This is a genomic window from Alteromonas sp. H02, assembly GCF_059682525.1.
This window is the reverse complement of the sequence record NZ_CM185021.1, coordinates 5,481,871-5,508,545: the sequence shown is the minus strand read 5'-3', so window position 1 is coordinate 5,508,545 and position 26,675 is coordinate 5,481,871. Positions and strand designations below refer to the sequence as shown.

Here is a 26,675-nt window from a genome sequence, read left to right as displayed (position 1 = left end):
AACATTTGTTCTGAGCAAAGTATGGCTGCCGACCAGAAAGATTTAAAACAATTAAAACTGATTAGTTTAATTTGTTTTTGTGATTACCTGGAAAGACGCTTCAATAATTCCTGATAGGCCGCTGTATCCTGACTTTTCAGTTTAGCCAGATCGGCCTCTATGCTATCAACCAGCGTTTTGTTTTTTAAATCTTCGATTTCCTTAGCCATGGCTCTTAGCGATTCCACCGCTGCTCCGGGCTCGCCATCGGCAAGTTCCAGTACAGCATTGGTGAGTTTGCCCAGTTGCTTACCATAGCTGGCCACTTTCGTGATCACCTGCTTCTCAAGGGCCGCATTACCAGCGATATTGAATTCATACTGAGGGGAAAACCAACTTGTCACCGGCGAAATATCTTTTACATCACCGCTTAACGGCATATTCCAGGCAAAGGGCGGAAAGGAAAAAGGGTTAAACATGTCACACTCCTTATGAACACTGATTGATATTAGTATAGAGTGGCGAGTCTAAATTGGCCAATTTTCAACCAGCCTGATTTCATCAGGCAAAAAAATACCCGGCTGATGCCGGGTACTTAAGATTATCTCGGAATTACTTGGGCTCTGATAAAAAGAACCGGTAAGCCGGGTTATCTGTGACATCCTGACAGGTATAGTTGAGCGCAGTAACGTGCTCATCAAAGGCTTTGCGGCTTTCTGGCGGAATATCAAACCCGGCCAGCACCAGGCCTTCTGCCGCCCCGTGGTTACGATAATGGAACAAGGTAATGTTCCAGCGTTCACCCAGGGTGTTGAGGAAGTTAAGCAAAGCGCCCGGGTATTCAGGAAACTCAAAGCTGAATACCACTTCGTTAAGAATAGTTGGCGGACGACCACCCACCATATGGCGCACGTGCAGTTTGGCTAATTCGTTATCAGAGAGATCAAAGCAATCGTAGCCTTTGTCACCCAGTTCAGCAGTGAGGGCTTCAAATTCGGCCTTGCCGCCCCGCAGCTTAATGCCAACAAAAATATGCGCTTCGGTCTGCGACGCATAGCGGTAATTAAACTCGGTGATGGTGCGGCCACCCAAACATTCACAAAACTGCTTAAAGGCACCCTGGCGCTCAGGGATCTTAACCGCGAATACCGCCTCTTTTTGCTCACCTAACTCACAACGTTCAGACACATATCGCAGAGTATGGAAATTAGTGTTTGAGCCACACAATATGCCACCCAGCTTTTTGCCCTGAATGTCGTTTTGCTTCACATACTTGCGAATCGCTGCTACCGACATCGCACCAGCCGGTTCAGCAATCACGCGGGTATCGTCGAAGATGTCTTTAATGGCACCGCAGATCTCATCGTTGGTGACCGTCATGATCTCATCGACGTACTGATTACACAGGCGGAAGGTCTCACTGCCCATCAGTTTAACGGCCACGCCATCAGCAAAGATGCCCACTGAGCTCAAGCTGGTTGGTTCACCGGCGTCTTTAGCTGCCTTAAAACAGGCGGATTCTTCCGACTCTACGGCAATAATTTTGATCTCAGGTTTTAACTGCTTAAGGTATACCGAGATACCCGCCGCTAAACCACCGCCGCCCACAGCAATAAACAGAATGTCGAGGTTTGGGTTTTGTTCCAGCAATTCGCGGGCAATAGTGCCCTGACCGGCAATCACATCCGGATCGTCAAAAGGTGGGATCAGCGTGTAGCCATGTTCAGCGCTTAACGCCCGGGCATGGGCACTGGCCGTATCAAAGTTGGTGCCGTGCAGCACAACGTTAGCGTGCTGGCCGCCAAAACGGCGTACCGCTTCAATTTTAATGTCCGGCGTGGTTTCCGGCATCACGATAGTGGCGTTAATGCCTTTCATATTGGCACTGTAAGCCACGCCCTGAGCATGGTTACCCGCCGAGGCAGCAATAACCCCGGCATCTAATTGCTCAGGCGACAGGCTGGCGATGCGATTATAGGCACCGCGCAGTTTAAACGACTTAACCGGTTGCTGGTCTTCACGCTTTAAGAAAACGTCGTTGCCCAGCTCGGCGGTTAAGCGCGATAACAATACCAAATCGCTGTTAACCGCCACGTCATAAACCGGCGCTAACAGGATTTTTTTCAGGTATTCGTGATCGGTAACGGTCATAGATCTTCCAGTTTGGATGGGTCTCTTACTGCGCCTTTATCGGCGCTGGTGGCCAGCATGGCAAAGGTTTTCAGTGACAGCGACACTTCACGCTGGCGGCTAACCGGGCGCCATGGGCGCTCGCTGGCCTCCATCGCGGCGCGACGGGCCTGTAATTCTGCATCGGTAATGGCAATATTAATCGACCGGTTGGGAATATCGATCTCAATGGTATCGCCTTCCTGCACTAAACCAATACCACCGCCACTGGCAGCTTCTGGCGAACAGTGACCAATCGATAAGCCCGATGTACCACCTGAGAAGCGGCCATCGGTGATCAACGCACAATCTTTACCTAAACCTTTAGACTTCAGATAGGAAGTAGGATAGAGCATTTCCTGCATACCCGGGCCGCCTTTCGGGCCTTCATAGCGGATAATGACGGCATCTCCGGCAACCACCTGATCGTTCAGTATAGCGGCAACGGCTTCGTCCTGGCTTTCATAAATACGCGCGCGGCCGGTAAATGTCAGGATGGATTCATCCACCCCGGCGGTTTTTACAATACAACCGTTCTCTGCCAGGTTACCAAACAGTACGGCCAAACCACCTTCCTGACTGTAAGCATGCTCTAAGTCACGGATACAGCCTTTTTCACGGTCGGCATCGGCTTCGTCCCAACGACAGTCCTGACTAAACGCTTTAGTGGTGCGAATACCCGCCGGGCCTGCCCGATAAAAAGTTGTGGCATCGGCATTATCCGGATTGGTGATATCCCACTCGGCAATGACCTCTTCGATAGGCTTACCCAGCACATGAGCACAATCACCATGCAGCAAACCGCCTTTGTTTAATTCGTTGAGAATGCCTAATACACCACCGGCGCGGTGCACATCTTCCATATGGTATTGCGGCGTAGAGGGTGCCACTTTACAAAGATGCGGCACTTTGCGCGACAAGCGGTCGATATCAGCCATGGTAAATGGCACTTCGCCTTCCATTGCCGCGGCCAGTAAATGCAGAATAGTATTGGTAGAACCGCCCATGGCGATATCCAGACTCATGGCATTTTCAAAAGCGTTAAAATTGGCAATATTACGTGGTAGCGCTGAGGCATCATCGTTTTTATACCAACGCTCACACAACTCAACCACCAGTTCACCGGCGCGCTTAAACAAGCCTTCACGATCGGCGTGAGTAGCCAGCATAGAGCCATTACCCGGTAGTGATAAACCCAGCGCTTCGGTTAAGCAGTTCATGGAGTTAGCGGTAAACATACCAGAGCAGGAACCGCAGGTCGGGCACGCTGAACGTTCAATCTCATTAGTATCATCGTCGGAGACTTTATCGTCTGCAGCAGCCACCATGGCATCCACCAAATCGAGCTTGATGATTTGATCAGACAGCTTGGTTTTACCCGCTTCCATCGGTCCGCCAGAAACAAACACTACCGGAATATTAAGACGCATTGACGCCATCAGCATTCCCGGGGTGATCTTGTCACAGTTAGAGATACACACTATGGCATCGGCGCAGTGCGCGTTAACCATATACTCAACTGAGTCGGCGATAATCTCACGGGACGGCAGGCTGTACAGCATGCCGCTGTGCCCCATAGCAATACCGTCGTCTACCGCGATAGTATTGAATTCTTTTGCCACACCACCTGAAGCCTCAACACTTCGAGCCACCAGCTGGCCCATGTCTTTTAAATGAACGTGGCCTGGCACGAACTGGGTAAAGGAGTTGGCAATGGCAATAATAGGCTTACCAAAATCACCGTCTTTCATACCGGTGGCCCGCCATAAAGCGCGCGCACCGGCCATGTTGCGTCCCTGTGTTGTGGTTGCAGATCTTAACTTAGGCATAAAAAACTCTCGTCCCGTTTGGGTAAATCTTATTTATAAACCGGGGTTAACCAGTTCCATTTATCTTCGGTTTTGCCGTTAAACAAGCCGAAGAACATGTCTTGAATTTCTTTAGTAATTGGCCCACGACCACCCTTTCCAACGGTAATGCCGTCAACGCTGTTTACCGGCGTTACTTCGGCAGCGGTGCCGCACATCAGGATCTCGTCGGCCAGATACATGGCTTCGCGCGGAATGTTCTCTTCGCGGATTTCATAACCCAGTTCTTTGGCCAGCGTCATGACCGTGTCGCGGGTAATACCCGGCAGGATTGCCGCGGTTTTAGGCGTAGTGCTGATAACGCCATCGCGGATCACGAAGATGTTTTCGCCAGCGCCTTCACTGATGTAACCGTTACGGTCCAGCGCAATTCCTTCACCGTAGCCGTGGCGACGGGCTTCCATTGAGATAAGCTGTGAAGACAGGTAGTTACCACCCGCTTTCGCGCCAGTCGGCATAGTGTTAGCCGCCAGACGGTTCCATGAAGAAATACCGGCATCAACACCGTTTTTCAGCGCTTCTTCTCCTAAATAAGCGCCCCATTCAAAGGCCGCAATCGATACCTCAGCTTCCGCATCCAAAGGTACTTTAATGCCCATACCAATATCACCAAAGAAAGCAATCGGACGGATGTAAGCGGATTTAAGCTCATTTTTAACGATGATATCGATTAGCGCCTGATTTAATTCATCCATCGTGTATGGAATGTTCATGCGATAGATTTTGGCTGAGTCGAACAAGCGACGGGTGTGTTCCTGTAAACGGAAGACACAGGTACCCTGATCCGGTGTGTTGTAAGCACGCACACCTTCAAAGACCGATGAACCGTAGTGAATAGCGTGAGTCATTACATGAACGGTAGCCTCTTTCCAGGGGATAATGTTACCGTTAAACCAGATATAATCAGCAAGTTGCTTAGCCATGACGTTTCCTTAAGAACAAGCGGGTTTCAGATAACCCTAAAGAGTAGCCAGTTGCTAACTGACCACCATAATTAATACCGCGTCAAATGATACATGACGCGGGCTTGCGACCCAATGCACAGCGGCATTTTTCGCAGATAAACAGTGTAAACTCGTGCAATTAAGGTGCGCGTAAAGCGCTTCGGCACTCGCGGTGCAATTTGCACGGAATAATAAACACCGTTATCGCCGATAGTTTATTGGCAGACAATAACGAGATACAGACACAGATTCGGAAGTTTTTGGTTGGCTTTTGAAAGGAAAATTAACGCCTGGCTATAACGTTGACCTTTCAGGGGCGTAGAAATACCACGGATCCCGGGGCCTGATCAAGGGCAGGGCATAAAAATTAACCTTTTGACCGACCAAACCCGCCATTCTTTCGACGAATCTGCACCAAGGCTCAGTGTTCTTGAGTACCCATCCTCACTAAACTGCTCTTTAAAACGCCCCAACAGTGCAGAACATCATGGGAATGGGAATTGTATATACCCGCGGTGCCGCCGGGATCAGCGCACCAAAAGTAAAGGTGGAAGTGCACTTATCCAACGGTCTGCCTTCCTTTAAGTTAGTCGGCCTGGCCGAAACCGCCGTGCAGGAAGCCAAAGAGCGCGTACGCAGCGCTTTAATAAACAGCGGGTTTGAATATCCGGCCCGGCGCATCACGGTAAACCTGGCACCGGCTGATATCCCCAAAAGCGGTGGACGCTACGACTTAGCCATCGCGCTGGGGATCCTGATTGCTATGGGGCTAATAGAACAGTCACCGGTTAATCATACCGAAGTTGCCGGAGAGCTGAGCTTAAATGGCGATATTCGCCCGGTACCCGGCTTGCTGCCGGTGGCTATGCGCTGTGCAGAAAACAACCATACCCTGGTGCTTCCGGCGGGTAATGAAGCGGAAATACAGTTGGTGGATAATCTGGAATATTTACTGCCAGCCACACTGTTAAATACTTTCTTACACTTCACGAGACAACAAACGCTTGAGCTTAAACACACTCAAAATAACATTGCCCTGCCACCACCGAGCCCGCACTGGGATGACATCATCGGTCAGCAGCAGGCTAAACGCGCCCTTTGTATCGCGGCTGCGGGTTCGCATAATCTGCTGATGGTAGGGCCAGCAGGGACCGGAAAGAGTTTGCTCGCCAGTCGCCTGGTGAGTTTATTACCGCAACTGAACCATCAACAGGCGCTGGCTACTGCCGCGCTCTATTCGGTTAAGGGTGAGCAGCGTGACACCGAAGAGTGGCTAACACCGCCGTTTCGGTCTCCTCATCATACCTCCTCAGCCATTGCCCTGACGGGCGGTGGTGCGCACCCACAGCCGGGCGAAGTGTCGCTGGCCCATAATGGGGTATTGTTTTTAGATGAGCTGCCTGAGTTTGGTCGCCAGGCGCTCGATGTACTGCGCGAACCATTGGAGACCGGTGATATTTGCCTGTCCCGCGCATCTGGTCAGGCAAAGTATCCCGCCCGATTTCAATTATTAGCGGCAATGAACCCGAGCCCGACCGGCGATATAGATGATGGCCGCAGCACCACGCAGCAGATCCAGCGCTATTTAAGTAAGCTTTCTGGCCCGTTACTCGACCGTATTGATATTCAGATAGAAGTGCGTCGGCCGGGCTCCTACGCGTTTGCTTCGCCTGTGTCGGGTGAAGATTCTGCAGTGCTGGCCAGACAACAAGTTATGGCAGCCCACCAAATTCAGCAGCAGCGTCAGGGGAAAAGCAATGCTGCGCTAAGTGTGGCAGAGCTCAGTAGCTATTGCGCCATGCCGGCAGAAACTGAGGATTTTCTGCAGCGCGCTGCCACCAAACTAAAGCTGTCTATGCGGGTATTTCATCGCACTATTAAGGTCGCCCGAACAATTGCCGACCTTGAAAACCAGGCACAAATTAATACCGACCATATTGGCGAAGCATTAGGTTACCGGGCGCTGGATAATTTAATTCGTCAGTTTAACTCAAGCTGAAACAGCGCGTTAATTAACGGCTCGTGACGGCGTTCCTGTAAACAGGCCAGGCCTAACTCGTAGGAGCCGATATCGTCTACCTGAATGCGGGTAACGCTGGATGACATGCTGGAGTGGTCGAGCACCACCTGGGGCACAAAGCCAATCCCACAGCCTAGCGCCACCATAGACACAATGGCTTCATTCCCCCCTACCGAAGCATACACATTAGGCCGGATGCCGTGTTCGGCAAACCAATGATAAACAATACGGCGGCTTGGCCCCTGTTCGGGCAGTATGACCTGATTAACCCGCCAGTCTACCTGCGCCAACTGGGTTAAACGCCGTTCACGGGGGGCAATTAATACCAGGGGTACAAAGTCTAATCCGGAAAAACACAGGTCAGTTGGAAACTCCGGGGAGTGAATGGCAATAGCGACATCCGATTTTTTATGCTTTACATGTTCAATTGCCAGGCCCGGATCGCCGGTCACCAAACGGATATCGACGCCGGGGTAACGCTGGCGAAAACGAGAGAGTACAGATGGCAGGTGGCTCTGGCTGGCTGTTACAGAACAATACAGGCTCAACTCACCCTGCAGGGCCTTGCCATCGTCGCGTAGCTCTTGCCGAACCTGCTGCCATTCACCAAGCACTTGTTCGCTAAAATTCAACAACTTATGGCCGCCGTGAGTGAGCGCCACCGAGCGATTATCCCGTTTAAATAACACGCATCCACACTCTTCTTCGAGGCGCTGGATCACGCGGCTCAAGGTGGACGGCGACACAAACATAGCATCGGCCGTGTCACCAAAATGTAAGCTTTTTGCGAGATGATTAAATAGCTGTAGACTGCGAAAATCCATGGTGATTTCACTTTTTGCAACACTGTTTTGCAAATATATCATTTTTCAAAACGAAAGGGGTAGCGTATCTTTGCTACAAGTCGTCAATGACGAGGTCATCCCAGCTGAGTGAAGCAAAGGGATAACGACAAAAAGAAGTTCGGAAAATATTTTTTTATGGCTAATTATTTCAACACTCTGTCTTTACGTCAGCAACTGGACCAGTTAGGTCGTTGTCGCTTTATGAATCGCGACGAATTTGCTGAGGGTTGTGAGTTTCTTAAAGGTAAAAAAATTGTCATCGTTGGCTGCGGTGCACAAGGCCTTAACCAGGGACTCAACATGCGTGATTCAGGGTTAGACGTCGCTTATGCGCTGCGTCAGGCTGCGATTGATGAGAAACGTGACTCATTCCAACGCGCCTCTAACAATGGTTTTAAAGTAGGTACCTATCAGGATCTGATCCCAACTGCGGATGTGGTTTATAACCTCACTCCTGATAAGCAGCACGCCAGTGTGGTAGAAGCGGTAATGCCTCTAATGAAAGAAGGCGCAACCTTAGGTTACTCACACGGCTTCAACATTGTTGAAGAAGGTCAGCAAATCCGTAGCGACATCACTGTTGTTATGTGTGCGCCTAAGTGCCCGGGTACAGAAGTACGCGAAGAATATAAGCGTGGCTTTGGTGTGCCTACACTGATTGCGGTTCACCCAGAGAACGATCCGAAAGGTGAAGGCTGGCCAATCGCTAAAGCACTGGCAAGCGCCACGGGTGGCGACCGTGCTGGTGTTCTGGAGTCGTCTTTTGTTGCAGAAGTTAAATCAGATCTCATGGGTGAGCAAACTATCCTGTGTGGTATGCAGCAAACTGCGGCGATTCTGGCATACGAAAAAATGACTGCTGACGGCATCGATGCCGGCTATGCAGCAGCCTTAATCCAGTATGGTTTAGAAGCCATTACTGAAGCGCTGAAAATCGGCGGCGTAACCAACATGATGGATCGCCTGTCTAATCCAGCGAAGTTAAAAGCTTATGATTTGTCAGAAGAACTGACTTCTTTGATGCGCCCACTGTTTGAAAAACACCAGGACGACATCATCAGCGGCGAATTCTCCCGCACCATGATGGCTGACTGGGCAAACAACGACGCAAACCTGCTGAAATGGCGTGAAGAAACCGGCGAAAGCGGTTTTGAAAATGCCCCGGTTTACGACGGCGAAATCTCAGAGCAGGAATTCTTCGACAAGGGTATCTTGCTGGTAGCAATGATTAAAGCCGGTGTAGAGATGGCCTTCGACGTAATGGTTGAAGCGGGCATCCTGCCAGAGTCGGCTTACTACGAATCACTGCACGAAACACCACTGATTTCGAACACCATTTCGCGTAAGCGTCTGTACGAAATGAACGTGGTTATTTCTGACACTGCAGAGTACGGTAACTATTTATTTGCGAACGCAGCAGTTCCATTACTGCGCGAGAAGTTCATGCCTAACATCGATACTTCGGTTATCGGTAAAGGTCTGAACGTAACGTCTAACCAGGTAGACAACAAGCGTCTTACCGAGGTTAACGAAGCGATTCGCAACACTGGCGTTGAAGCCATTGGTAAAGAATTACGCGGTTACATGACGGATATGAAAGCCATCATCGAAGCGTAGACAGTTTCTGTCGTTAGGTGCTTAACCAAGCCCTTTTGCCCGACCAGTTTGGTCGGGCTTTTTTATATTTAACTGACGGCCCCAGTTGCTAGCGCGAGAGCATAAGCGCTCAAATATCCTTCAACGCTACCAAACCTGCCGCTAACATCTTTTTCAAGTAATCAGTGCTACCCTGCGCACGCTTCTGTTTCCATAGCACACTCACTTTTCTAGTTGTCTCCGCACGAAGCTTGTTCAAGGCAAGTTTCCTCGCCCCTGGCAGTATTTCGGCACACCGCAGACACAACAGCCATTGATTGACCCTCTTAAGTAACATGCGAGTTAGCTTGTCCTTTTCCTGCAGGAGCCTAAAGTTCATTAAAATGGTGCGGACACCTATCGCTTTATCTAGGCGTGGAAACTGGTGCACTGGGCAATCTCGTACAATGCGTCGCTATTAGAAGAGTGCTGATAATTCGTCCCGAAGCTGTAGACTAGTATGAACTAACATATGTAATGTTGACCCCAAGCTACTTAGTCATTATAGTGAAAAAGCATCAGAGAAGGACTCTCACTTGATATAAGGAAATTATTGATGAAAAGATCTGCAACAAATCTACGAAAACTCATTATCGGAGCGACAGTCGCTATTGCATAATTCGCTGCGGTAGCCGGTTGTTTTAACAGTAAGCAATGTGATTCAGAAGGGAGATGTATCACCATAAGAATTTGTCACCCTGACCCAACGCCACCTGTACCTGATGTTCCTAGTATTTAAAGTTGAATAACAGGTAAATATATTTCGGGAATCTTTTTCGGGTGCATGATTTAATTAAAACAAAGAAACACACATTCTTTACTGAGAGAAAATTTCTAATCCCAGTTTTTTTACTTTGTTTTTGTGGCATCGTATTCAGTTTGTATTTGAAGTCAGACGCTGATACCGATATACACAAAAAATTTACTGTTTCTATCACTGAGCAACCTTCATTAGCTCGGGGGAATGGAAAAATTACTGCAGTTAACCATCGCGTATTATCAGCTAACGAGTCCGGGATCGTCGAAAAGATCTTTGTTAAGCAAGGTCAATCGATAGAAGTAGGCCAACCGCTTATTCAAATTAATAACCCCACTCTATTAAGAGAATCCCGGGAAGCGGAATTTACCGCAAACGAAGTAATAGCCCAAACGAGTTATCAGCATAGCCAGTTAGATTTAGAGTTGGAAGCATTGCGATCAGATTTGGCGCGCTCTCGGTCAGTTTTAAAAGGTGTCCAGTTGGAGTTAAGAGCAAATGAAAAGCTCAAAGAGTCAGGGATCATATCTAAAGTTAAGTTCGAACAATTAAAACTAACTGCCGAACAGGCCCAAATGGATGTTAACAATCTTGAACATCGGCTAACCCTAATGGAACCAATAGTAAAGAGTCAGCAGGACGCTTTACTGGCACAGCAGCAAGCAGCAACTGATAGAGTTTTATACTTCAGAAAACGGATTGACTCTTTGATAATAGAATCACCTATCGCCGGTGTTTTAAGAGAACTCCCTATTGCTCAGGGGGAAGCAGTAACTGAGGGAGCAAAGCTATTAGATATCGTTGACAATACACAATTGGTTGCTGAGATTACCGTACCACAATACCTGGGCGACAAAATTCGCGAGTCATACATTGCAACAGTTGAAACACCTAATGGTCAGATTAGTGGGCAGGTAGAATGTAACCGTTCACCAGGGCCCTATTGACAGTTAGTAATATTTATTTTCAATGATCGTGGGGATCCTATTGATTGATCCCGCCAGTCTGTCAGAGTGGTTTTATGCCACGTAAAAAGCAGCCCACAAAGCCACCCGTCGCTACTAATCTCGATGATGCCAATGAGCTCATTAGTACACTCTGGGACAGGCTAAATGACCTCGAAGACCGACTGAATCAAAACAGTCGTAATTCATCGCGCCCGCCATCGTCTAATGGGCCGGGGGCGTCCTCTTCTGCGCCAGCTAAAAAGCCGACAGGCCGTAAGCGCGGTGCGCAATCCGGCCATAAAGGTAGTAAGCGGATGCTGGCCGATACCGTTGATGAGACGCGCACCTATTATCCCGACGATACTTGTGCTTGCGGTGGTGACATTGCTATCAATGATTCCCCTTATCGTCGGCATCAGGTATTTGATATTCCCAGCCAGGCATTCTCTGTAGTCGAACATCAGTTGCATCAGGGCCAGTGTTGTCAGTGCAGTAAAACGGTAAAAGCCACACTACCCGACAACGTGAATCAAGGGCAGATGGGCAATAACCTGCTGGCGTATGTGGCGATGCAGTCGGGTCAGTTTCACCAGAGTATCAGTAAAATCCAGCAACAGCTCGAGCAAAACTTTGGTTTATCGTTCAGTCGCGGTGCTATCTCTGAAGCACAAGGCCGCGTCAGTGCGGTGCTGACGCCTGCCTATCAGGATATTAAAGAGACTATGCATAATGAGGCAGTGGTTCATTGTGATGAAACCCGTCATCAGCGGGGCAATGAAAACCGCTGGATGTGGCAGGTATGCACAGCAGAATTATCATGCTTTATGACGCACTTCTCACGTGGCGCCTGGGCGGCAAAGAAACTACTCGGCGATAATCCGGAAAACATTGTTGTGACTGACCAGTATGCCGGTTATCACTACATCGATTCAGACCACCGTCAATTGTGCTGGGCGCATATCTTAAGAAACATGAATGCGCTGGCGGAAAGCTGGGGTACGAATAAAACCTATGGAACAACGTTAGTCAGGCTCATTCGCATACTGTTCCGGCTGCAACACCGGTATGAGAGTAACGCACTAAGTGAAAAGCGATACCTGGACCGGATGGAAAAACTACGCATCGCCTGGCGAGAGCAACTTGAACTGGCATCAAGACGCTGTGTGACTCCCCGCTATCAGAACCGGTGTAAGCTACTGCTAAAACACGATGACATGTGCTGGGTATTCCTCAGTCACGATGGCGTCCCTCTCACTAACAATGAAGCCGAGCGTTCATTGCGAAGCTATGTGCTGTGGCGAAAAGGCAGCTATGGTGTGTGGTCTCACCGAGGGGAACTGTTCAGACAACGTATACTCACCATCGTCGAAACCTGCCGGAAACAAAAGCTGAATCCACTGAATTGGCTCCGCGCCATTCTCGAAGCGACGCTGAACAAAACGTCCTATCCTCTGCTCGACGACTTCAAAGCTGCCTGTCAATAGGGCCTTGGTGAACGGTTACGGTAGAATTTGTAGATCCAATTGTAAGACAGGGCGCTGTTCTAGTTAGAATTCAATTACCGAATGATCTCCCCCATTGGCTAACAATGGAGCAATCGGTTAAAGCGGCTATCAATATGTCTACCCCTATGAGTATTGCCTCCGTGGAAAGACCGGATTTTTATACTGATGAACAAGCCTGGGAGATACATCATGTTATTAATGGGCAACGATACGCAACTGATATAAAAGTGATAAGTGCCAATAATGATAGCTTGGTGCTTGATGGAGAGCTACAAAGTGGCGATCAAATAGTATTCGTCCCCATTGCAAAGCAAAGCGTTTGGTTTAACTAGGTGTAAATTACATGGATGGAATTATTCGTTTGGAAAAAGTAAGTTATTGCTACCCGAATGAAACGACTGCAGTGCTCCGCGATATTTCATTTTCAATTGAGGAAGGCGATTACTTGTCAATTGTGGGGACATCTGGTTCAGGTAAAAGTACACTGCTCTCCATTATGGGTATGATAAATAAGCCAACAAAGGGAACTTATTATCTCCACGGAACTGACGTTCAGGATATTACCGAGGCATCTATTGCCAGATTGAAAAACCAGGAAATTGGTCTTATTTTTCAAAACTTTAATTTGTTGGCGCATCTAACCGTTTATCAAAACGTATGTTTACCATTGACTTACAACACAACGGTTCAGCGTAAGCAGTATCGCAACAAAGTGTTACAAGCTTTGAAAGAAGTAGACATGGAATCTTTTATCGACAGATTTCCAAATCAGCTTTCTGGTGGACAACAGCAACGCGTCGCAATTGCAAGAGCGATTGTTAATCAGCCTTCTCTTATTCTGGCTGACGAGCCGACAGGATACCTCGATAGTAATAATTCGGAAATTATCTTTAACATTTTAGAACAATTGAATGTAGGCGGCTGCACTGTCTGTGTGATTACACATGATATGAATTACGCCAATAAAGCAGAAAAACAATTGGTTATAAAGGATGGCCAGATCGAGACAAAAAAAATAGGAAAGATCAGTGAATCCAGTATGGCCTAGATTGGGCGTAAACTTTGCTATTAATTGGTGGCAGCAGTATAAGAAAAATACTGGTTTCTGGATTTCTTTATTTTTATTAGCTCTTCCAATGTCATTTTATGTTCACGCTTACCTAATAAATATAGCATATAACACCCCCCAGTTCATTGGTGTAGACAAGCCGGAAAATGTCCAACAAATTCGACTCATTGGCTCTACAGATTTGCCAATTCCTGTTTATTTGGCTGAAGAATCAATTCCAAACTTTCAATATAATATTGTTTATGAAAAGAACCAATGGGTTGAGATTGGTGAAACAGACGTAATAGACGTTGAGGCCAGTTTTTTTTCAGGTGATTATGAATCGTTTGGAATTTCACCTGCGTTCGGAAATTTGGATAATTTAGACTTTCCTCACCAAACATCACAGATTCATATAGCAATTAGCCATAGATTTTGGAAAAATCACTTAAAGTCTAAGCCTATCTTAGGTAAAACACTCATCATAAACGGTGAGATTGTCATCGTAGATGCTATATTGAAGCCAGAGTTCAAATCTTTTCGACAACAGAACGCCGTCGATATTATTATTCCATTTTCATATCTATCAAGATTGACTTTAAGCTCGCTCGAAGATTTATCTCCTGATGTACTATCATATATTGTAAGTGATAGCTTATTGAATAGTAAAAGCTTAGATACTATAAACCAGTATTTTAAAGATCAACTTTTACTGCCTGATAATGAGGAGCTTATAGTTTCCAGTGCATTTGGATATACGATTAAGGAATATAATGAAGTTCAAGCTCGCTTAGGCCGACTAATTCAACTATTTACCGTATTATTTGTTTTCAGTTTTATTGCCTTTTTGAGCCATCAAATAAATGACAATCAAAATCGACAAAATGAGCGGACATTGCGTACTTACTTAGGAGCGAATCGATATCAGTTAACGCTTCAATCAACGGTTGAGAATTTATTGAATTTTATTTCCTTAGCTATTTTGCTTCTTTTTATGCTTCCCGTTTCTAAAATACTCGTTAGGTTGGTAATTCCGACGCTAGATACAACGACCGATACAGGCTTTACCACACTTTTTACTATTTTCGGCTTAGTACTGGCTTTTTTCTTTATTATGTCGAACGTAACATTTTTTTTGCAAAATCATTTTCTAAATACCAGTCTGGGAAGAGGAGATACCGCGTCGCGAGGACAAAAGCTACAAACCTTTGTGATTCTCAGTGTAATGGTGAGTTTGAGTTGCATTAGCGTTATCCGAGGAATAGAACTTGTTCAGATTCAGTTAGATTACTATCAAAAAGATAGAGGTTTTGATTCAACTGACTTGTACGTGGTCAATTTTGACTTTCCACGCCAAGGAGGTACGTTTTATGCCAATGAACTTCCAAAACTACTTGTAGAAAGCCTGGAGACACAAGAGCATATCGATTCTGTTGCATTAACAACAATGCCATTTATGATGGGGCGTTCATCTTACGAAAACCTCTTCACTCCTTCTATGCAGCCCCTGGGTGGAACCGGGAGCGCCGCTGTACTCACTTCAAGCATTTCCCCCAATTTTTTTGACGCCAGTGGTATATCGTTACTCATCGGAGAAAATATGGAATGGGGGCGGTACAACGATGTAGTGATTAGTCATTCACTGTACAAGAAGTATTTTGACGGCCAGCCTCTTACTCAAGTAAAGCTAATTGGCAAATATGTTGACGGCACAACACGAACAATAGATGTAGTAGGCGTAGCTGCAGATGTTTATTACGGAAGTTTAGATGATGATCCTGCATCTTTAGTTTACGGCTTAGTTCCTACAATAACAGGGTTTGAAAGTATTTTACTAAGGAGTAAAGCAACCGCTCCGGAGGTATTACAAAGTGTTAATACAGGGATTCAAAGTATAGACAACTCATTTCAGAATCCAAAACTGTTTAATGTCACCGCCCTTATTGAAGAACAACAATCCCCACAAGTAGCGCTTCTTTCAATGTCTTTGATTCTGAGGGATCCCCACGAATTTAGCATGTAATCTTGCTCATGCAAGCTTCAGCGGTGAGTTCATCAAGCCAGCGGATCGTCTTTTTCCACTGATGCAGGGTAAATCGCATTGAGGTGTTAAAAGCTCTCAAGCCAAGAAAGTGAAAGGATAGTACGGATTTTGTTTCGGTATTTGCCTGAAAGCGTCGATGCTTGTTACTGACAACTAATAGCATGCCCAACAGTACAGCCACTAACGAAGCCAGTGTGGTAAGCAAGACCAGAACAGTAATGCGTGTCTTGGTTGTGCTGCGATTATTTTCATACCCCAGACCAAAGCGCGTGCTTTTCATATCCCGAAAGCCTTCTTCTATTTGCATGCGCTGGCGATAAATATCGATGACTTGTTTAGATAAGTGACGATGGTAGGGCAATGACGTCGCCAGTAGCCACGGATCTCTTGCGCCATCAGCATATTTCAATGAATTGGTATCCCGTTGGCGCGAGCCAGTGGCATTAAACGCTCGTCGACCTTTCGCTTTCTCTTTAACCAACACCAAGGTACAGGCAAAAGGTCGTGACTTGACGATAAGCGCGTTATCAAATCGCTTGGGTCGTGTTGTAGCCTTTAGATAAAGCTCAGCGATAGATTGCCATTCATTACCGCCATCCAGCGAATATAAATGTGGCTTTCGCACACGTCCGACAATATGCCATCTCAATGCCTGCACTTCACGAAACCACGGCGATTTGTAGCCCGCATCAGTGACAATAATGGGCTGGCAGGTATCCGGTAAGAGCGTGTGCAATATCTCTAAAAAGTCTCTATGTGTAGTCGCTTTTGCACTGGCTTTTCTATCATGCACTTCCTGATAAAGGGTAATAGGCCGCCCTTTAACGACAATTGCGGCGCGAAGTAAAAAGTGCTTTTTGCACTTATCCAAATCTGACCAGTCAACGGCAATGACAGGATGTTTACAGGTACAAAATAACCGGCAAATCATTGCATAGATAAACGGTACTTCACGCTGGAGGTGACCATTAGATAACAGCCGGTCAGCCCGCTTAATACGGTGTTTCTCATAGGCATTGGAACGGTTACCGCGCCCCATACTGGTCACAGTGGCCGAACCGCTCTCAATCAAGCTTCGCACACAGGCGACAACGGCCTGTTTGCGGGTTTTATGCATTTTATGGCTGACAAAAGAGACAAGATTGTTCAATATAGAGCGTGCATTCATGGTGTTTTCTGTGTTGGTTTTTTTTGGCGATGCGTATTAGGCATTTCCCGATCACTAATTCCGGCCTCTCGATCACCCCAATTCTGATACACCCGATCACTGGTATTATGGCTTGCCCGATCAGTAGTTGTGGCAGACCGCAGTCTGCCACAGGTATTTACCTCATGGTTTGTTGCTTTCTCATTGACTCCCCAGTGAGGGTTATCCGGTGAGCATTGTGGATGAGGCGATCTAGTAGCGCATCGGCAACCGTGCCGTTACTTATCATTGAATGCCATTGCTCTACAGGTAGCTGACTACAGATGATGGTGCTACTTACGCCGTGCCTGTCTTCTACCACCTCCAGTAAGTCTGTTGCTGTAAGATATACTAATTGTTGCGCGAATATAGAAATAGCTGCCCGCCCCTATCGCGCTCTCCATCACCAACCGCCTACTTTCTTGACGTGTTGGAATATAAACAATAGGATTTATTCGTTAGCTCTGGGACTTGTTGGCGAAAGCCTCCCCCTGGGGACATGCGAGAAGAAGGGCTCACCGAAAGGTGGGCCTTTTTCGTCTTTACTCATAGAATCCTCCGCACTATGTGTGAGATATACAACTGGCTGCGACTCGCCGAGCACCTGTGTCGTATACCTATATGATTAAAATGTCTTATCCGGGGCTGAACCGAAAATAGAATACTCTTGCTGTCTGAAAAAGCGTGAGCTGATGCTTGGATCCCGATATGAACTATCCAGTAATCTGTCTGTCTTAACTGGGACATCCCTGATTCCTTATTCCGGTATTTCTCGAATCCGGCATCGGAAAAGGAATCTTGGCGCATGAGGTTTAACTCGTTATCGGGACTGGATCCATTATAAATGAACGTCGGAATTAATCAGAGTAGCCTTAAAAGAATAAGTGGATTTATTGCCGCCGGAGGAATGGCAACCCTTTTCCATTGGGCGGCCATGTCCGGCCTGGTTCTGCTTGGCATGGCCCCCGTAGCAGCCACCTTTTCTGGAAGCGTTGTAGGAGCGGTTACCAACTACTGGTTGCAGCGAACTTTGGCCTTTCCAAACGCACGCCCACACATCCAGGCCATCTGGCGATATGCCTTTTCCTGTTCACTCGCAGCTCTCCTGAACGTTCTGATCTTTTTAGTCCTGCATCAACTGTTTGAAATCTCTGTTGTGCCTGCTCAGCTTCTAACCACTGCGGCTGTCGCTGTATTTAACTATGTTGTCTACCAAAGGCTGGTATTTCATGAACAAACCTCTTGAGACTTCCCGTGCGCCGAATGAATCAGAGCTGCTTTCCCTGGTGGTTCCGGTGTTCAATGAGCGTTCGATGCTTCCCCTATTCTTTGAGCATGTATTGCCGATCCTTGCGAGCCTCGATATTCGCTCGGAGATCGTGGTTGTGGACGATGGTAGCGAGGATGGCAGTGCCGAATTTGTTAGGACTTTCATTAAAAGGAAATCGAGCATCCGTCTCGTCAAGCTAAGCCGCAACTTTGGCAAAGAGGCAGCGGTAACAGCAGGGCTGGAGCATGCCAAGGGGGATGCGGTGATCGTTCTGGATGCGGACCTTCAGGATCCACCTGAATACATTCCCGAGATGGTCAAGAGTTGGAAGTCCGGCTTTGATGTCGTTCTGATGCAACGTCGATCACGTGTAGGCGAGAGTTTTCTCAAGCGCTGGAGTGCGCACCTTTTCTATCGCTTGCTGAATAAGACCAGTCGCACTGAAATCCCGGTCGACACGGGTGATTTCCGATTGATGAGCAGGCGGGCAGTTGATGCCCTTCTCCGGTTAGGAGAGCGCAACCGCTACATGAAGGGACTCTTTGCCTGGGTTGGTATGCCAACGACGATCATCGAATACGACCGGGCATTGAGAGTGGCTGGCGAGAGTAAGTGGGACTACCCGGGCCTGGTCGGCCTGGCCCTTGAAGGCCTGACTTCCTTCTCAGTGTCACCTCTCAGATGGGCAACGCTTGTCGGCTTGCTGACCGCCTCCGTTGGTGGATTGTTCGGTGTCTGGATTGTAGCGAAGGCAATAATGCTCGGCGATCCGACTGACGGCTACCCATCGTTAATCGCCCTCATCAGTTTTCTGGGCGGCATACAACTGGTGAGCGTTGGTATCGTTGGTGAGTATGTGGGCAAAACCTACATCGAATCGAAACAGCGACCACTGTATCTGACCGAAGAAGTGGTCGAGAACAAAGAGGTATCAAGCCGAGACCAAATCAGCAACTTCAGAGGCGTCAAGAATGCTAAAGCGATTTGAGCCCTGGTTCTGGGTACTGGCTGCCGTATTGTTCAGTCGCTTTATCGGAATGACGCTGTATCCCTTCGTGGATACAACGGAGCCCCGATACGCTGAAATCGCTCGGTTAATGGCTGAATCCGGGGACTGGATAACGCCCTGGTTTGAACCCGGCGTTCCGTTCTGGGGGAAGCCTCCCCTGTCATTCTGGGCTCAAGCGGCCTCTCTAAAGATATTTGGACTGTCTGAATTCTCATTGCGGCTACCGGCATGGTTCGCCACGATTGGAATCGTATGGCTGACGTGGTGCCTCGCAAATCATGCGCGCGGTGCTGCGGTCGCTCGGTGGTCTACTCTTGTGCTTTCCACGATGGCACTCACTTATATCAGTGCTGGCGCAGTCATGACGGATACATTCCTGGTTTTTGGAACGACCCTCTCTCTGGTGAGCATGTGGTTCGTGCTTTCGGGCCGGTCTGACTATTGGCGCTGGTGGTTTTTCGTGGGCCTGGCTATCGGCTTGTTGTCAAAGGGACCGTTGGCTGTTGTATTGACCGTTACCCCCCTGGTGCTATGGGCTGCTATTTTCAGGCAGCAGTTACAACCGTTAAAAAAATTACCCTGGCTTCTTGGCTCACTTCTGACACTGGCGATTGCCGTGCCATGGTACGTGCTCGCTGAATTGAAAACGCCCGGGTTCCTCAACTATTTCATCATTGGCGAACACTTTAGCCGGTTTCTGGACCCCGGGTGGGCCGGCGATTTGTACGGTAGTGCCCATGACCGGCCCAAGGGCATGATCTGGATATTCTGGATTTGGGCTTCATTCCCCTGGGGTATCATTGGCTTGGTTGGCTTTGGCCTTGCTGCGGCGCGAGGCAAAACAAAGGATATATTCACTGGTGCTGTTCAAGACGCCTCAACGCTGTATCTGTTGTTTTGTGCGATAACGCCAATGCTGTTCTTTACCCTGGCAGGCAACACGCTCTGGACTTACATACTTCCTTCTCTGCCGTTCTCGGCCATTCTGATTGCCGGATGGGTGTCGCAGCTCAATTTACGTCCCTGGTCCAGAATCAGGTCGGGTGCTGTATTACTTGCACCCGTTCTCATTACCCTTTTTGTGTTCATAGGTGTGAGCGGAGTAAAACCACTAAAAACCGAGAAGCAATTGATAGGCCGGTATGAGAGCATTCAGCAAGCGGGAGACGGTCCAATCTTTTACATTGGCAAGATGCCATTTTCCGCACGTTTTTATTCGTTGGGCGACGCTGTCGAAATCACCTCCACAGAATTCGACAGTCTGCTGGACGCTGACGGGTACGCCAGGGTCTTTGCCGCAATTCCAAACGATGCGGTAGATAAGGTTCTTGGTCCGCGGGCCACTGACGCTCAGAAGTTGGGGGAGAACAAACGGTACCAGCTATTCTCGATCGATCTTCCGCCAACAGACAGCCAGAATGACCCCGTTGATTCTGAATTAAACTCGAAGAATGATTAATGACGCAGCTGATTACTGCTAAAACTGAGTCTTTGAAGGCCGGATTTTCAAGATGGCTGGCCTTTTGGCAGTGATCTAGTCCGGAAATGGCAGTAAAATCAGAATCCTGGCTCCTCCGTTTTTCGAAAGATAGTGAAAGCTAGCGTTTTTTACTATCGAAGCATAGAGATTGGTATAGCTACAGCAATCCGGACAGCAGTTTTATCGGCGATATGTCACAAACCGCCCTGCGTGCTGAGGTATTAGTTGAGGAAAATGCTGGCGGTTCACAATGCCGCCAACCTAACTCAGCCCCAGTTGGTCGAACGCTTGGTTGCGATAATATAGAAATAGATGCTATAAAGTTTTATCCGCCACAACAGGCCCAGGTAACACAAAGTCCGGGGAACTTCATGCCAATCAGCCTGACACCCCATCTCAAACGTAACAAAGTCGTTCGATACGACCTTCGCTATCCGGGCCCTCTCGTCGTTTGGTGGTATTGCGGCCTCTACAAAAACCTGCAGGATAGCACCCAGCCGCTAGTGCTCGTCGCATTCCGGAAACTCATGGACTCCCAGAGTCTATCCGATGAAATCGTTTATCAGCGCATCCCCCTTACTGCACTGGGCCAATTTAGAATCGGTACTGTGTGGGAAGATGGAGCATGCTGGATGAGCATGAGTTTCGAATCTCAGGTATTTGATGTCGATTTTACCCAACATGGCTGGGCTCTAACTTCGTTCCAACGGAGGCATGTTTTAGACCTTCCGCCACCGTACCCGTCCGAAATCCACCCACTCCACTATGGGCGGGATAAAAATTGGTTGCTGGAGTTTTCGCTAGAGACAGGGGGGAAACTGATCGTTCCATGCCTGGAATTCTTTACCCGGTGTTATGGCAGGTCAGCAGAGTTAAGACGCTGTCTGGCTACCTATGACTGGGAGGAACTCACCAAGAATCGGCTGTACGCCCCTCTCAACGAGCCGGAAGAAAAGGGGAAATGGAAAATAAAACTCAGGAAGCGCCTTGTTGGTGGCGATTCCATTCTTCTCGCTCATGCGAAGTACAGTCCCTATACCCAATCGATAGTTAAGAGAATTCACTCTGATATACAAGTAAACTATGATCCCGAGGGAAAAAAACCTGCTTTTATAAAAATCGCACCTTGGTTCGATGGCCCGGCAAAACTTAAAGTGAAGGGAATATGGTTCGATCAAAACCGATCCTTTCTTGCACTTGAGATTAAAGGTAGTAGCGATCCCCTAGGTGTTCCTATCTGGAAGGATAGGGAGACCACCGGCTCGCTAGCGGCGGGTGAAGGCGGGCCGGCCGGATCTGGTGCGCCGATCAAACGGCTTAGTAAAATACCGGATATTATTGACCTCACGGATGCTGAAGCCCCTGATGGCGACGCATCATTGGTTGAAATTGAAGACCCGGACTTTGAGATACTCGGGACGCCTCGGGTTATCCACCAATTGTGGAGATCAGACCCACATAACTTCTCAGGGCAAGCAAGGGTGGAGGCAACGGACGCGTCGACTTTTTCTAGTGGCGATCCCCATGGAAGCGGGAAAGGGGTCGGTTATGCATCGATACATGCAAAACCAGTGCTGGAGTCCCAGGGCACGCTGAGAGACATGTGGAATGCGATGCTTTTTTTCAAAAAAACATACCCACATATCATCCAATCCGTTGAGTGGTTTACGTTCGATGATGGCTACCAAGCCGATACGGAGCCCAAGCTTATCGCTATCCAGCCCTTCGAAGACCGTGAAGAAGGGATGTCGAGCAAGATCTGGCGATGGCCATATCTCGACCCCAAAACCATGCTGGAGGTGCGGGGAGCACTGGTTATGCGTATCAAGGCCGGGGATAAAGAAGTCCACATCGTGGAAATTCAGCGGCGCCCTATCAAAAAGAAAGATAAAGATGGGCTGGTCAGCGATACTGAAGAGTCATTCCAAGGTTTAATATTCGCACTTTCCACCCCGGATGACCTCAGACCTTGGCTTACCCTCCTATTGTCGGAGGTTAGGTATAAAACGGGTGTCGTGAAACATTTAGCAGTCAGCTGCCCAGGAAAGGCCGACAGCTTTAACCACGCCCCTTCCAGTGGAGACTACATTCCATGTGTATCAGCGGCACGGAATGCGCTGGGCAAGATGGGAGTGTTCTTTGCATGACCAATAGAGTAATGAAATCTACCCGTGCAGTAACCGTTCGGGAACGTGTCTATCTCTCCCAGCCATCCAATAGGCTCTCGCTAAAAGAGCGTAAGCCACTAAAAATACAATATTCAAACGGTCAGTTTATAGCCAGGAGCATACCTCGGAGAAAACGGCGGTATGTCCGCTTAGAAGTGATCACGCTTAAGGAGCCCATGGATAGTGTCCACTAAAAAATAAGTGGACACTATTTTGACGCCGCCAGCGTTACGCTCAAGATGGGGCCCCCGGACGGTTACATCCTAACGTCTATAGCAGGTGCATATTCCGGCCCATCGTGACCACCCATTCCGTTTGAACGTGACCGCCTGTTCCGGGCGATCGTGACCGCTCATTCCGTTTTATCGTGACCGATTTCGGGTCGTTTTCCGGAATCGCCGGTCACGATGCCGGAATCATCGGTCACGTTCCTCCGGAATCACACCCAACTCGCTGGAATTCTGCAACTTTTTCCGGCATACCCGCCTCTTTTTTACGACGAGGAAAGGCGGATGCCGGCAGCGAGGATTTCCATGCGACAGATCATCGAGGTTTTGCGCCTCAAGTACGAAGCGGGCCTGAGCCATGAGCGCATTGCCCGCGCCTGTGGCCTTTCCAAGGGTGTGATCGGTAAGTACGTCAGCCTGGCCACCGCTCAGGGCATCACCTGGCCGTTGCCGGAAGGCACGGACGAAGCACGGCTGGAGGCCCAGCTGTTCCCGGCCAAGACGCCGCCTTCACGCTTTGCCGAGCCCGACTACTTCCAGGTCCATCAGGAGCTAAAGACCAAGGGCGTCACCCTGCAACTGCTCTGGGCCGAATATGTGGAACGCCACGGCGACAAGGCTCGCCGGTACAGCCAGTTCTGCCACCACTACCGGCTCTGGCGTGGTCGGCAGCGGCGCAGCATGCGCCAGGTCCACCGGGCCGGTGAGAAGATCTTTATCGACTACTGCGGTCCCACCGTGCCAGTGGTGGACCGTAGCACCGGCGAGATGCGCAAGGCCCAGGTCTTTGTGGCCGTGTTGGGGGCGTCCAGCTACACCTTCGCCGAGGCCACCTGGAGCCAGTCCCTGCCGGACTGGATCGCCTCTCACCAGCGGATGCTGGCGTTCTATGGTGGCGTACCGGAACTACTGGTTCCGGACAACCTCAAGGCAGCGGTCACCAAAGCAGACCGATACACGCCCCAGATCAACGAGACCTATGCGGAACTGGCGGCCCATTACCAGACGGCGGTACTGCCGGCACGCCCCTACAAGCCCAAGGACAAAGCCAAGGCCGAAGCCGGCGTACTGTTGGTTGAACGCTGGATCCTGGCCCGGTTGCGGCATCAGACGTTCTTCTCACTGGCCGAGCTAAACGCAGCCATCGCCGGACTGTTACCGGCGCTGAACCAGCGCCCGTTCCAGGGGCGCTCCGAGAGCCGCCAGAGCCTGTTCGAGGCACTGGACCGACCCGCGCTCAGGCCGCTCCCCGCAACGCCCTACGTCTACGCCGAGTGGCGCAAGGCACGACCGGGCATCGACTACCACATCGAGATCGACAAACGGCTGTACAGCGTGCCTCACGCACTCGTGGGCGTGAAGCTGGATGTTCGGGTGACCGATACGTCCGTGGAGGTGATGCACAAGGGCCAGCGGGTCGCCCTTCATTCCCGTCACGGCAAGGGCCGCTTCGTCACCCTGACCGAGCATATGCCCAAGTCCCATCAGGCCCACCAGAACTGGTCACCGGGCCGCTTCCTGAACTGGGCCACGGACATCGGCCCCGCCACGCTCGACGTGGTGCAGCGCCAGCTCAAGGACCGTCCTCATCCCGAACATGGCTACCGGGCCTGCCTGGGGCTGTTGAACCTGAGTCGACGTTACAGCCGTGATCGGCTGGAGCAAGCCTGTGCCCGGGCGTTGTCCATCAACTCGGCCAGCTACCAGAGCATCACCTCGATCCTGAAGCAGGGTCTGGATCAGTTGCCTCTGCCACTGACCGAGGAAGAACCGGAACTGACCGATTTGCCTGTTCACACCAACGTTCGCGGCCCCCGCTACTACCACTGATCCCGGAGACACTGATGTTGACTCAAAACACCCTCGATACCCTGCGCCAGCTCAAGCTGACCGGCATGTGCGATGCCCTGGAACAACAACGGGCACAACCCGACACCCACGACCTGGCGTTCGAGGAACGCCTGGCCTTACTGATCGACCGGGAGGTGCTGCACCGAGAAAACCGACGGCTGGAGAGGCTGCTGAAGGCAGCCCGGTTGCGGGTCCCGGCCTGCGTGGAAGACGTCGATTACCGCCATCCACGGGGGCTGGAGCGCTCCCGCATGGCGGGTCTGGCAAGCTGTGACTGGATCCGCCAATCCCTGAACCTGTGCATCACCGGCCCAACCGGTTGCGGCAAGACCTGGCTTGCGTGCGCTCTGGGTAACCAGGCCTGCCGGCAGGGGCTCTCGGTTCGCTACCTGCGAGTACCGCGCCTGTTCGAGCAGGTGCGCATTGCCCACGGCGATGGCAGCTACGCACGGCTGATGAACCAGTTGCTGAAAACCGACCTGCTGATCCTGGACGACTGGGGTATGCAGAAGGTCACGGCGCAACAACGGCAAGACCTAATGGAGGTGATCGAAGACCGGCACGGGCGAGGCTCAACGCTCATCGCGAGCCAGTTACCAACCGAACACTGGCACGACTACATCGGCTCCGCCACGCTCGCCGACGCCATCCTGGACCGACTCCTGCACGGCGCTCATCGACTCAATCTGAAGGGGGAATCACTGCGAAAAGCAAAAGCACAAAATACGGAATCGGTTGACCCATCGTGACCGCTCAGAGTACAAAACTCACTCCAGCGTGATGGCCGTGTGCAAATCGGTCACGATCCCCGGAATGACCGGTCACGTTCGCCGGAATACGCAGGGGGGGCACTTCAATACCCACCACGCAGGAACGGGCAGCCAGAAGGCTTGGCCGTGCCAGGTAATCACGACCCCTCCATGGAATTGCGCAACCCCAACCAGAGCTTTTTTGTCAATATTTCTGTCCAGCCCATGAAAGTATGCCAGCGCAGCAGAGATCCACTGTCTTCTGATGGGCTCGCTACCGTCACCATATCGCATCAATGCCAGCAGCTCTGCTTCCAGGTTCTTTCTGCGCAGGCGCTTTGCTTCAGTTTGGTTTGCGCTCGGCAAGCTAACTTCAGCGCTGTGCACCTCTCGCAAATACCGCACAAACCCCGAAATCGCTGCTCTTTGGCCTGGCTTCTTAGCTAGGTATGCGTTCAACTGCTCCTGACCCGGTAGCCAACACCCCTGATCGCCTTCAGCGAAACCGCTCAATAACTCTGCCGCTGGCGTCAACGCCAATCTGACAGACACCAAGGTTGTCTTACCTGCCGCCAAGCGACCCAAAAGCATCTGCAAATAACTGTCCAGCAGCTTTCGTTCATTTGACCTTGGGGCAAGCTTGTCTTGTATTGCGGCGATCCTCCTGCGCTCAGAATCTTCAGCCTTTGCCTCCTCATCAGGAGTGGCAAGGCCAACCGACTCGATCCAGCGCATAGGCAACAGCATTCGCCGAAGCCCAGCAGCCCCAAATCGCCCCAGCAACGGGGCGTACTCAGGGATATCTCCCCACTGCTGCTCAATCTCAATGAAGAACGGGAGATAACGATGAATAGTCAGCGCCGATTTATTTCCTCCCACTTCCGCCAGTAGCCATTGCCCAAATGCAGTAAAGTGCTCTGCCATCACCCGAGTTGAGAAGGCAGCGCAGTCCAGCCGTACCCGCTTCTCCAACA

Annotated in this window: 20 protein-coding genes and 1 pseudogene; 13 read left to right on the top strand and 8 right to left on the bottom strand. The window is 49.7% G+C overall.

The annotated features are described in order from the left end of the window. Positions 1–83: 83 nt before the first annotated feature. The 4 genes from AC566Q_RS25365 to AC566Q_RS25350 form a co-directional block, all read right to left on the bottom strand. A complete protein-coding gene (locus AC566Q_RS25365) occupies positions 84–458 on the bottom strand; it encodes a hypothetical protein (RefSeq protein WP_105934999.1) in 375 nt (124 codons plus the stop codon). Between the two features lie 133 nt (positions 459–591). Continuing rightward, complete coding sequence (gene ilvA, locus AC566Q_RS25360; protein ID WP_499612363.1) at positions 592–2,130, bottom strand: threonine ammonia-lyase, biosynthetic; 1,539 nt, start codon at positions 2,128–2,130, stop codon at positions 592–594. Continuing rightward, positions 2,127–3,977: a dihydroxy-acid dehydratase gene (ilvD, locus tag AC566Q_RS25355; RefSeq protein WP_105934997.1), complete on the bottom strand. Its 1,851-nt coding sequence runs from the start codon at positions 3,975–3,977 to the stop codon at positions 2,127–2,129. Before ilvD ends, ilvA begins: the two co-directional genes overlap by 4 nt. Positions 3,978–4,006: 29 nt before the next feature. Further along, entirely contained in the window at positions 4,007–4,939 is a 933-nt protein-coding gene (locus tag AC566Q_RS25350) for a branched-chain amino acid transaminase (RefSeq protein WP_105934996.1), read from the bottom strand. Between the two features lie 508 nt (positions 4,940–5,447). Here AC566Q_RS25350 and AC566Q_RS25345 point away from each other — a divergent pair. Beyond that, positions 5,448–6,959 carry a YifB family Mg chelatase-like AAA ATPase gene (locus tag AC566Q_RS25345; RefSeq protein ID WP_499612361.1) on the top strand — a complete coding sequence of 504 codons (1,512 nt, stop codon included), beginning with the start codon at positions 5,448–5,450 and terminating at the stop codon, positions 6,957–6,959. Here the strand turns inward: AC566Q_RS25345 and ilvY are convergent. Next, positions 6,941–7,804 (bottom strand): HTH-type transcriptional activator IlvY, encoded by an 864-nt coding sequence (gene ilvY, locus AC566Q_RS25340; protein WP_105935034.1) that lies wholly within the window; start codon positions 7,802–7,804, stop codon positions 6,941–6,943. The two genes, AC566Q_RS25345 and ilvY, sit on opposite strands and share 19 nt — an antisense overlap. Before the next feature lie 156 nt (positions 7,805–7,960). Between ilvY and ilvC the strand changes: the two genes are divergently transcribed. The 6 genes from ilvC to AC566Q_RS25310 all read left to right on the top strand — a co-directional run bounded on the left by ilvC (position 7,961) and on the right by AC566Q_RS25310 (position 15,740). After that, positions 7,961–9,442, top strand: a complete 1,482-nt coding sequence (gene ilvC, locus AC566Q_RS25335; RefSeq protein ID WP_499612359.1) for a ketol-acid reductoisomerase — start codon at positions 7,961–7,963, stop codon at positions 9,440–9,442. Between the two features lie 798 nt (positions 9,443–10,240). Further along, a complete protein-coding gene (locus AC566Q_RS25330) occupies positions 10,241–11,164 on the top strand; it encodes an HlyD family secretion protein (protein WP_499612357.1) in 924 nt (307 codons plus the stop codon). Positions 11,165–11,238: 74 nt separating this feature from the next. Continuing rightward, on the top strand, positions 11,239–12,648 hold the full coding sequence (locus tag AC566Q_RS25325) for an IS66-like element ISAma4 family transposase (protein ID WP_458730159.1): 1,410 nt from the start codon (positions 11,239–11,241) through the stop codon (positions 12,646–12,648). A gap of 134 nt (positions 12,649–12,782) precedes the next feature. Beyond that, complete coding sequence (locus AC566Q_RS25320) at positions 12,783–13,001, top strand: hypothetical protein (protein ID WP_499612356.1); 219 nt, start codon at positions 12,783–12,785, stop codon at positions 12,999–13,001. An 11-nt stretch (positions 13,002–13,012) separates the two neighbouring features. Continuing rightward, positions 13,013–13,717 carry an ABC transporter ATP-binding protein gene (locus AC566Q_RS25315; RefSeq protein ID WP_499612354.1) on the top strand — a complete coding sequence of 235 codons (705 nt, stop codon included), beginning with the start codon at positions 13,013–13,015 and terminating at the stop codon, positions 13,715–13,717. Further along, positions 13,698–15,740: an ABC transporter permease gene (locus tag AC566Q_RS25310; protein ID WP_499612353.1), complete on the top strand. Its 2,043-nt coding sequence runs from the start codon at positions 13,698–13,700 to the stop codon at positions 15,738–15,740. The genes AC566Q_RS25315 and AC566Q_RS25310 overlap by 20 nt, the downstream gene beginning before the upstream one ends. Here AC566Q_RS25310 and AC566Q_RS25305 read toward each other — a convergent pair. Further along, positions 15,730–16,929: an IS4 family transposase gene (locus AC566Q_RS25305; RefSeq protein ID WP_499612351.1), complete on the bottom strand. Its 1,200-nt coding sequence runs from the start codon at positions 16,927–16,929 to the stop codon at positions 15,730–15,732. The genes AC566Q_RS25310 and AC566Q_RS25305 overlap by 11 nt on opposite strands. Before the next feature lie 157 nt (positions 16,930–17,086). Then, a pseudogene (locus AC566Q_RS25300) lies at positions 17,087–17,281 on the bottom strand (ATP-binding protein); the annotation flags it as partial. Between the two features lie 510 nt (positions 17,282–17,791). Between AC566Q_RS25300 and AC566Q_RS25295 the strand changes: the two are divergent. The 6 genes from AC566Q_RS25295 to istB all read left to right on the top strand — a co-directional run bounded on the left by AC566Q_RS25295 (position 17,792) and on the right by istB (position 25,701). After that, entirely contained in the window at positions 17,792–18,193 is a 402-nt protein-coding gene (locus AC566Q_RS25295; RefSeq protein WP_008930568.1) for a GtrA family protein, read from the top strand. Continuing rightward, the gene (locus tag AC566Q_RS25290) at positions 18,177–19,205 is read left to right on the top strand and encodes a glycosyltransferase family 2 protein (protein ID WP_499612349.1); all 1,029 of its coding nucleotides are present in this window, start codon (positions 18,177–18,179) and stop codon (positions 19,203–19,205) included. The genes AC566Q_RS25295 and AC566Q_RS25290 overlap by 17 nt, the downstream gene beginning before the upstream one ends. Beyond that, a complete protein-coding gene (locus tag AC566Q_RS25285; protein WP_499612347.1) occupies positions 19,189–20,685 on the top strand; it encodes an ArnT family glycosyltransferase in 1,497 nt (498 codons plus the stop codon). Before AC566Q_RS25290 ends, AC566Q_RS25285 begins: the two co-directional genes overlap by 17 nt. Before the next feature lie 212 nt (positions 20,686–20,897). Continuing rightward, positions 20,898–22,853 (top strand): hypothetical protein, encoded by a 1,956-nt coding sequence (locus AC566Q_RS25280; protein ID WP_499612345.1) that lies wholly within the window; start codon positions 20,898–20,900, stop codon positions 22,851–22,853. Between the two features lie 533 nt (positions 22,854–23,386). After that, on the top strand, positions 23,387–24,931 hold the full coding sequence (gene istA / locus AC566Q_RS25275) for an IS21 family transposase (RefSeq protein ID WP_499612343.1): 1,545 nt from the start codon (positions 23,387–23,389) through the stop codon (positions 24,929–24,931). A gap of 14 nt (positions 24,932–24,945) precedes the next feature. Beyond that, positions 24,946–25,701 carry an IS21-like element helper ATPase IstB gene (istB, locus tag AC566Q_RS25270; RefSeq protein ID WP_499612342.1) on the top strand — a complete coding sequence of 252 codons (756 nt, stop codon included), beginning with the start codon at positions 24,946–24,948 and terminating at the stop codon, positions 25,699–25,701. A gap of 72 nt (positions 25,702–25,773) precedes the next feature. Here the strand turns inward: istB and AC566Q_RS25265 are convergent, their stop codons facing one another. Beyond that, entirely contained in the window at positions 25,774–26,673 is a 900-nt protein-coding gene (locus AC566Q_RS25265) for a hypothetical protein (RefSeq protein ID WP_499612340.1), read from the bottom strand. Between the last annotated feature and the right edge of the window lie 2 nt (positions 26,674–26,675).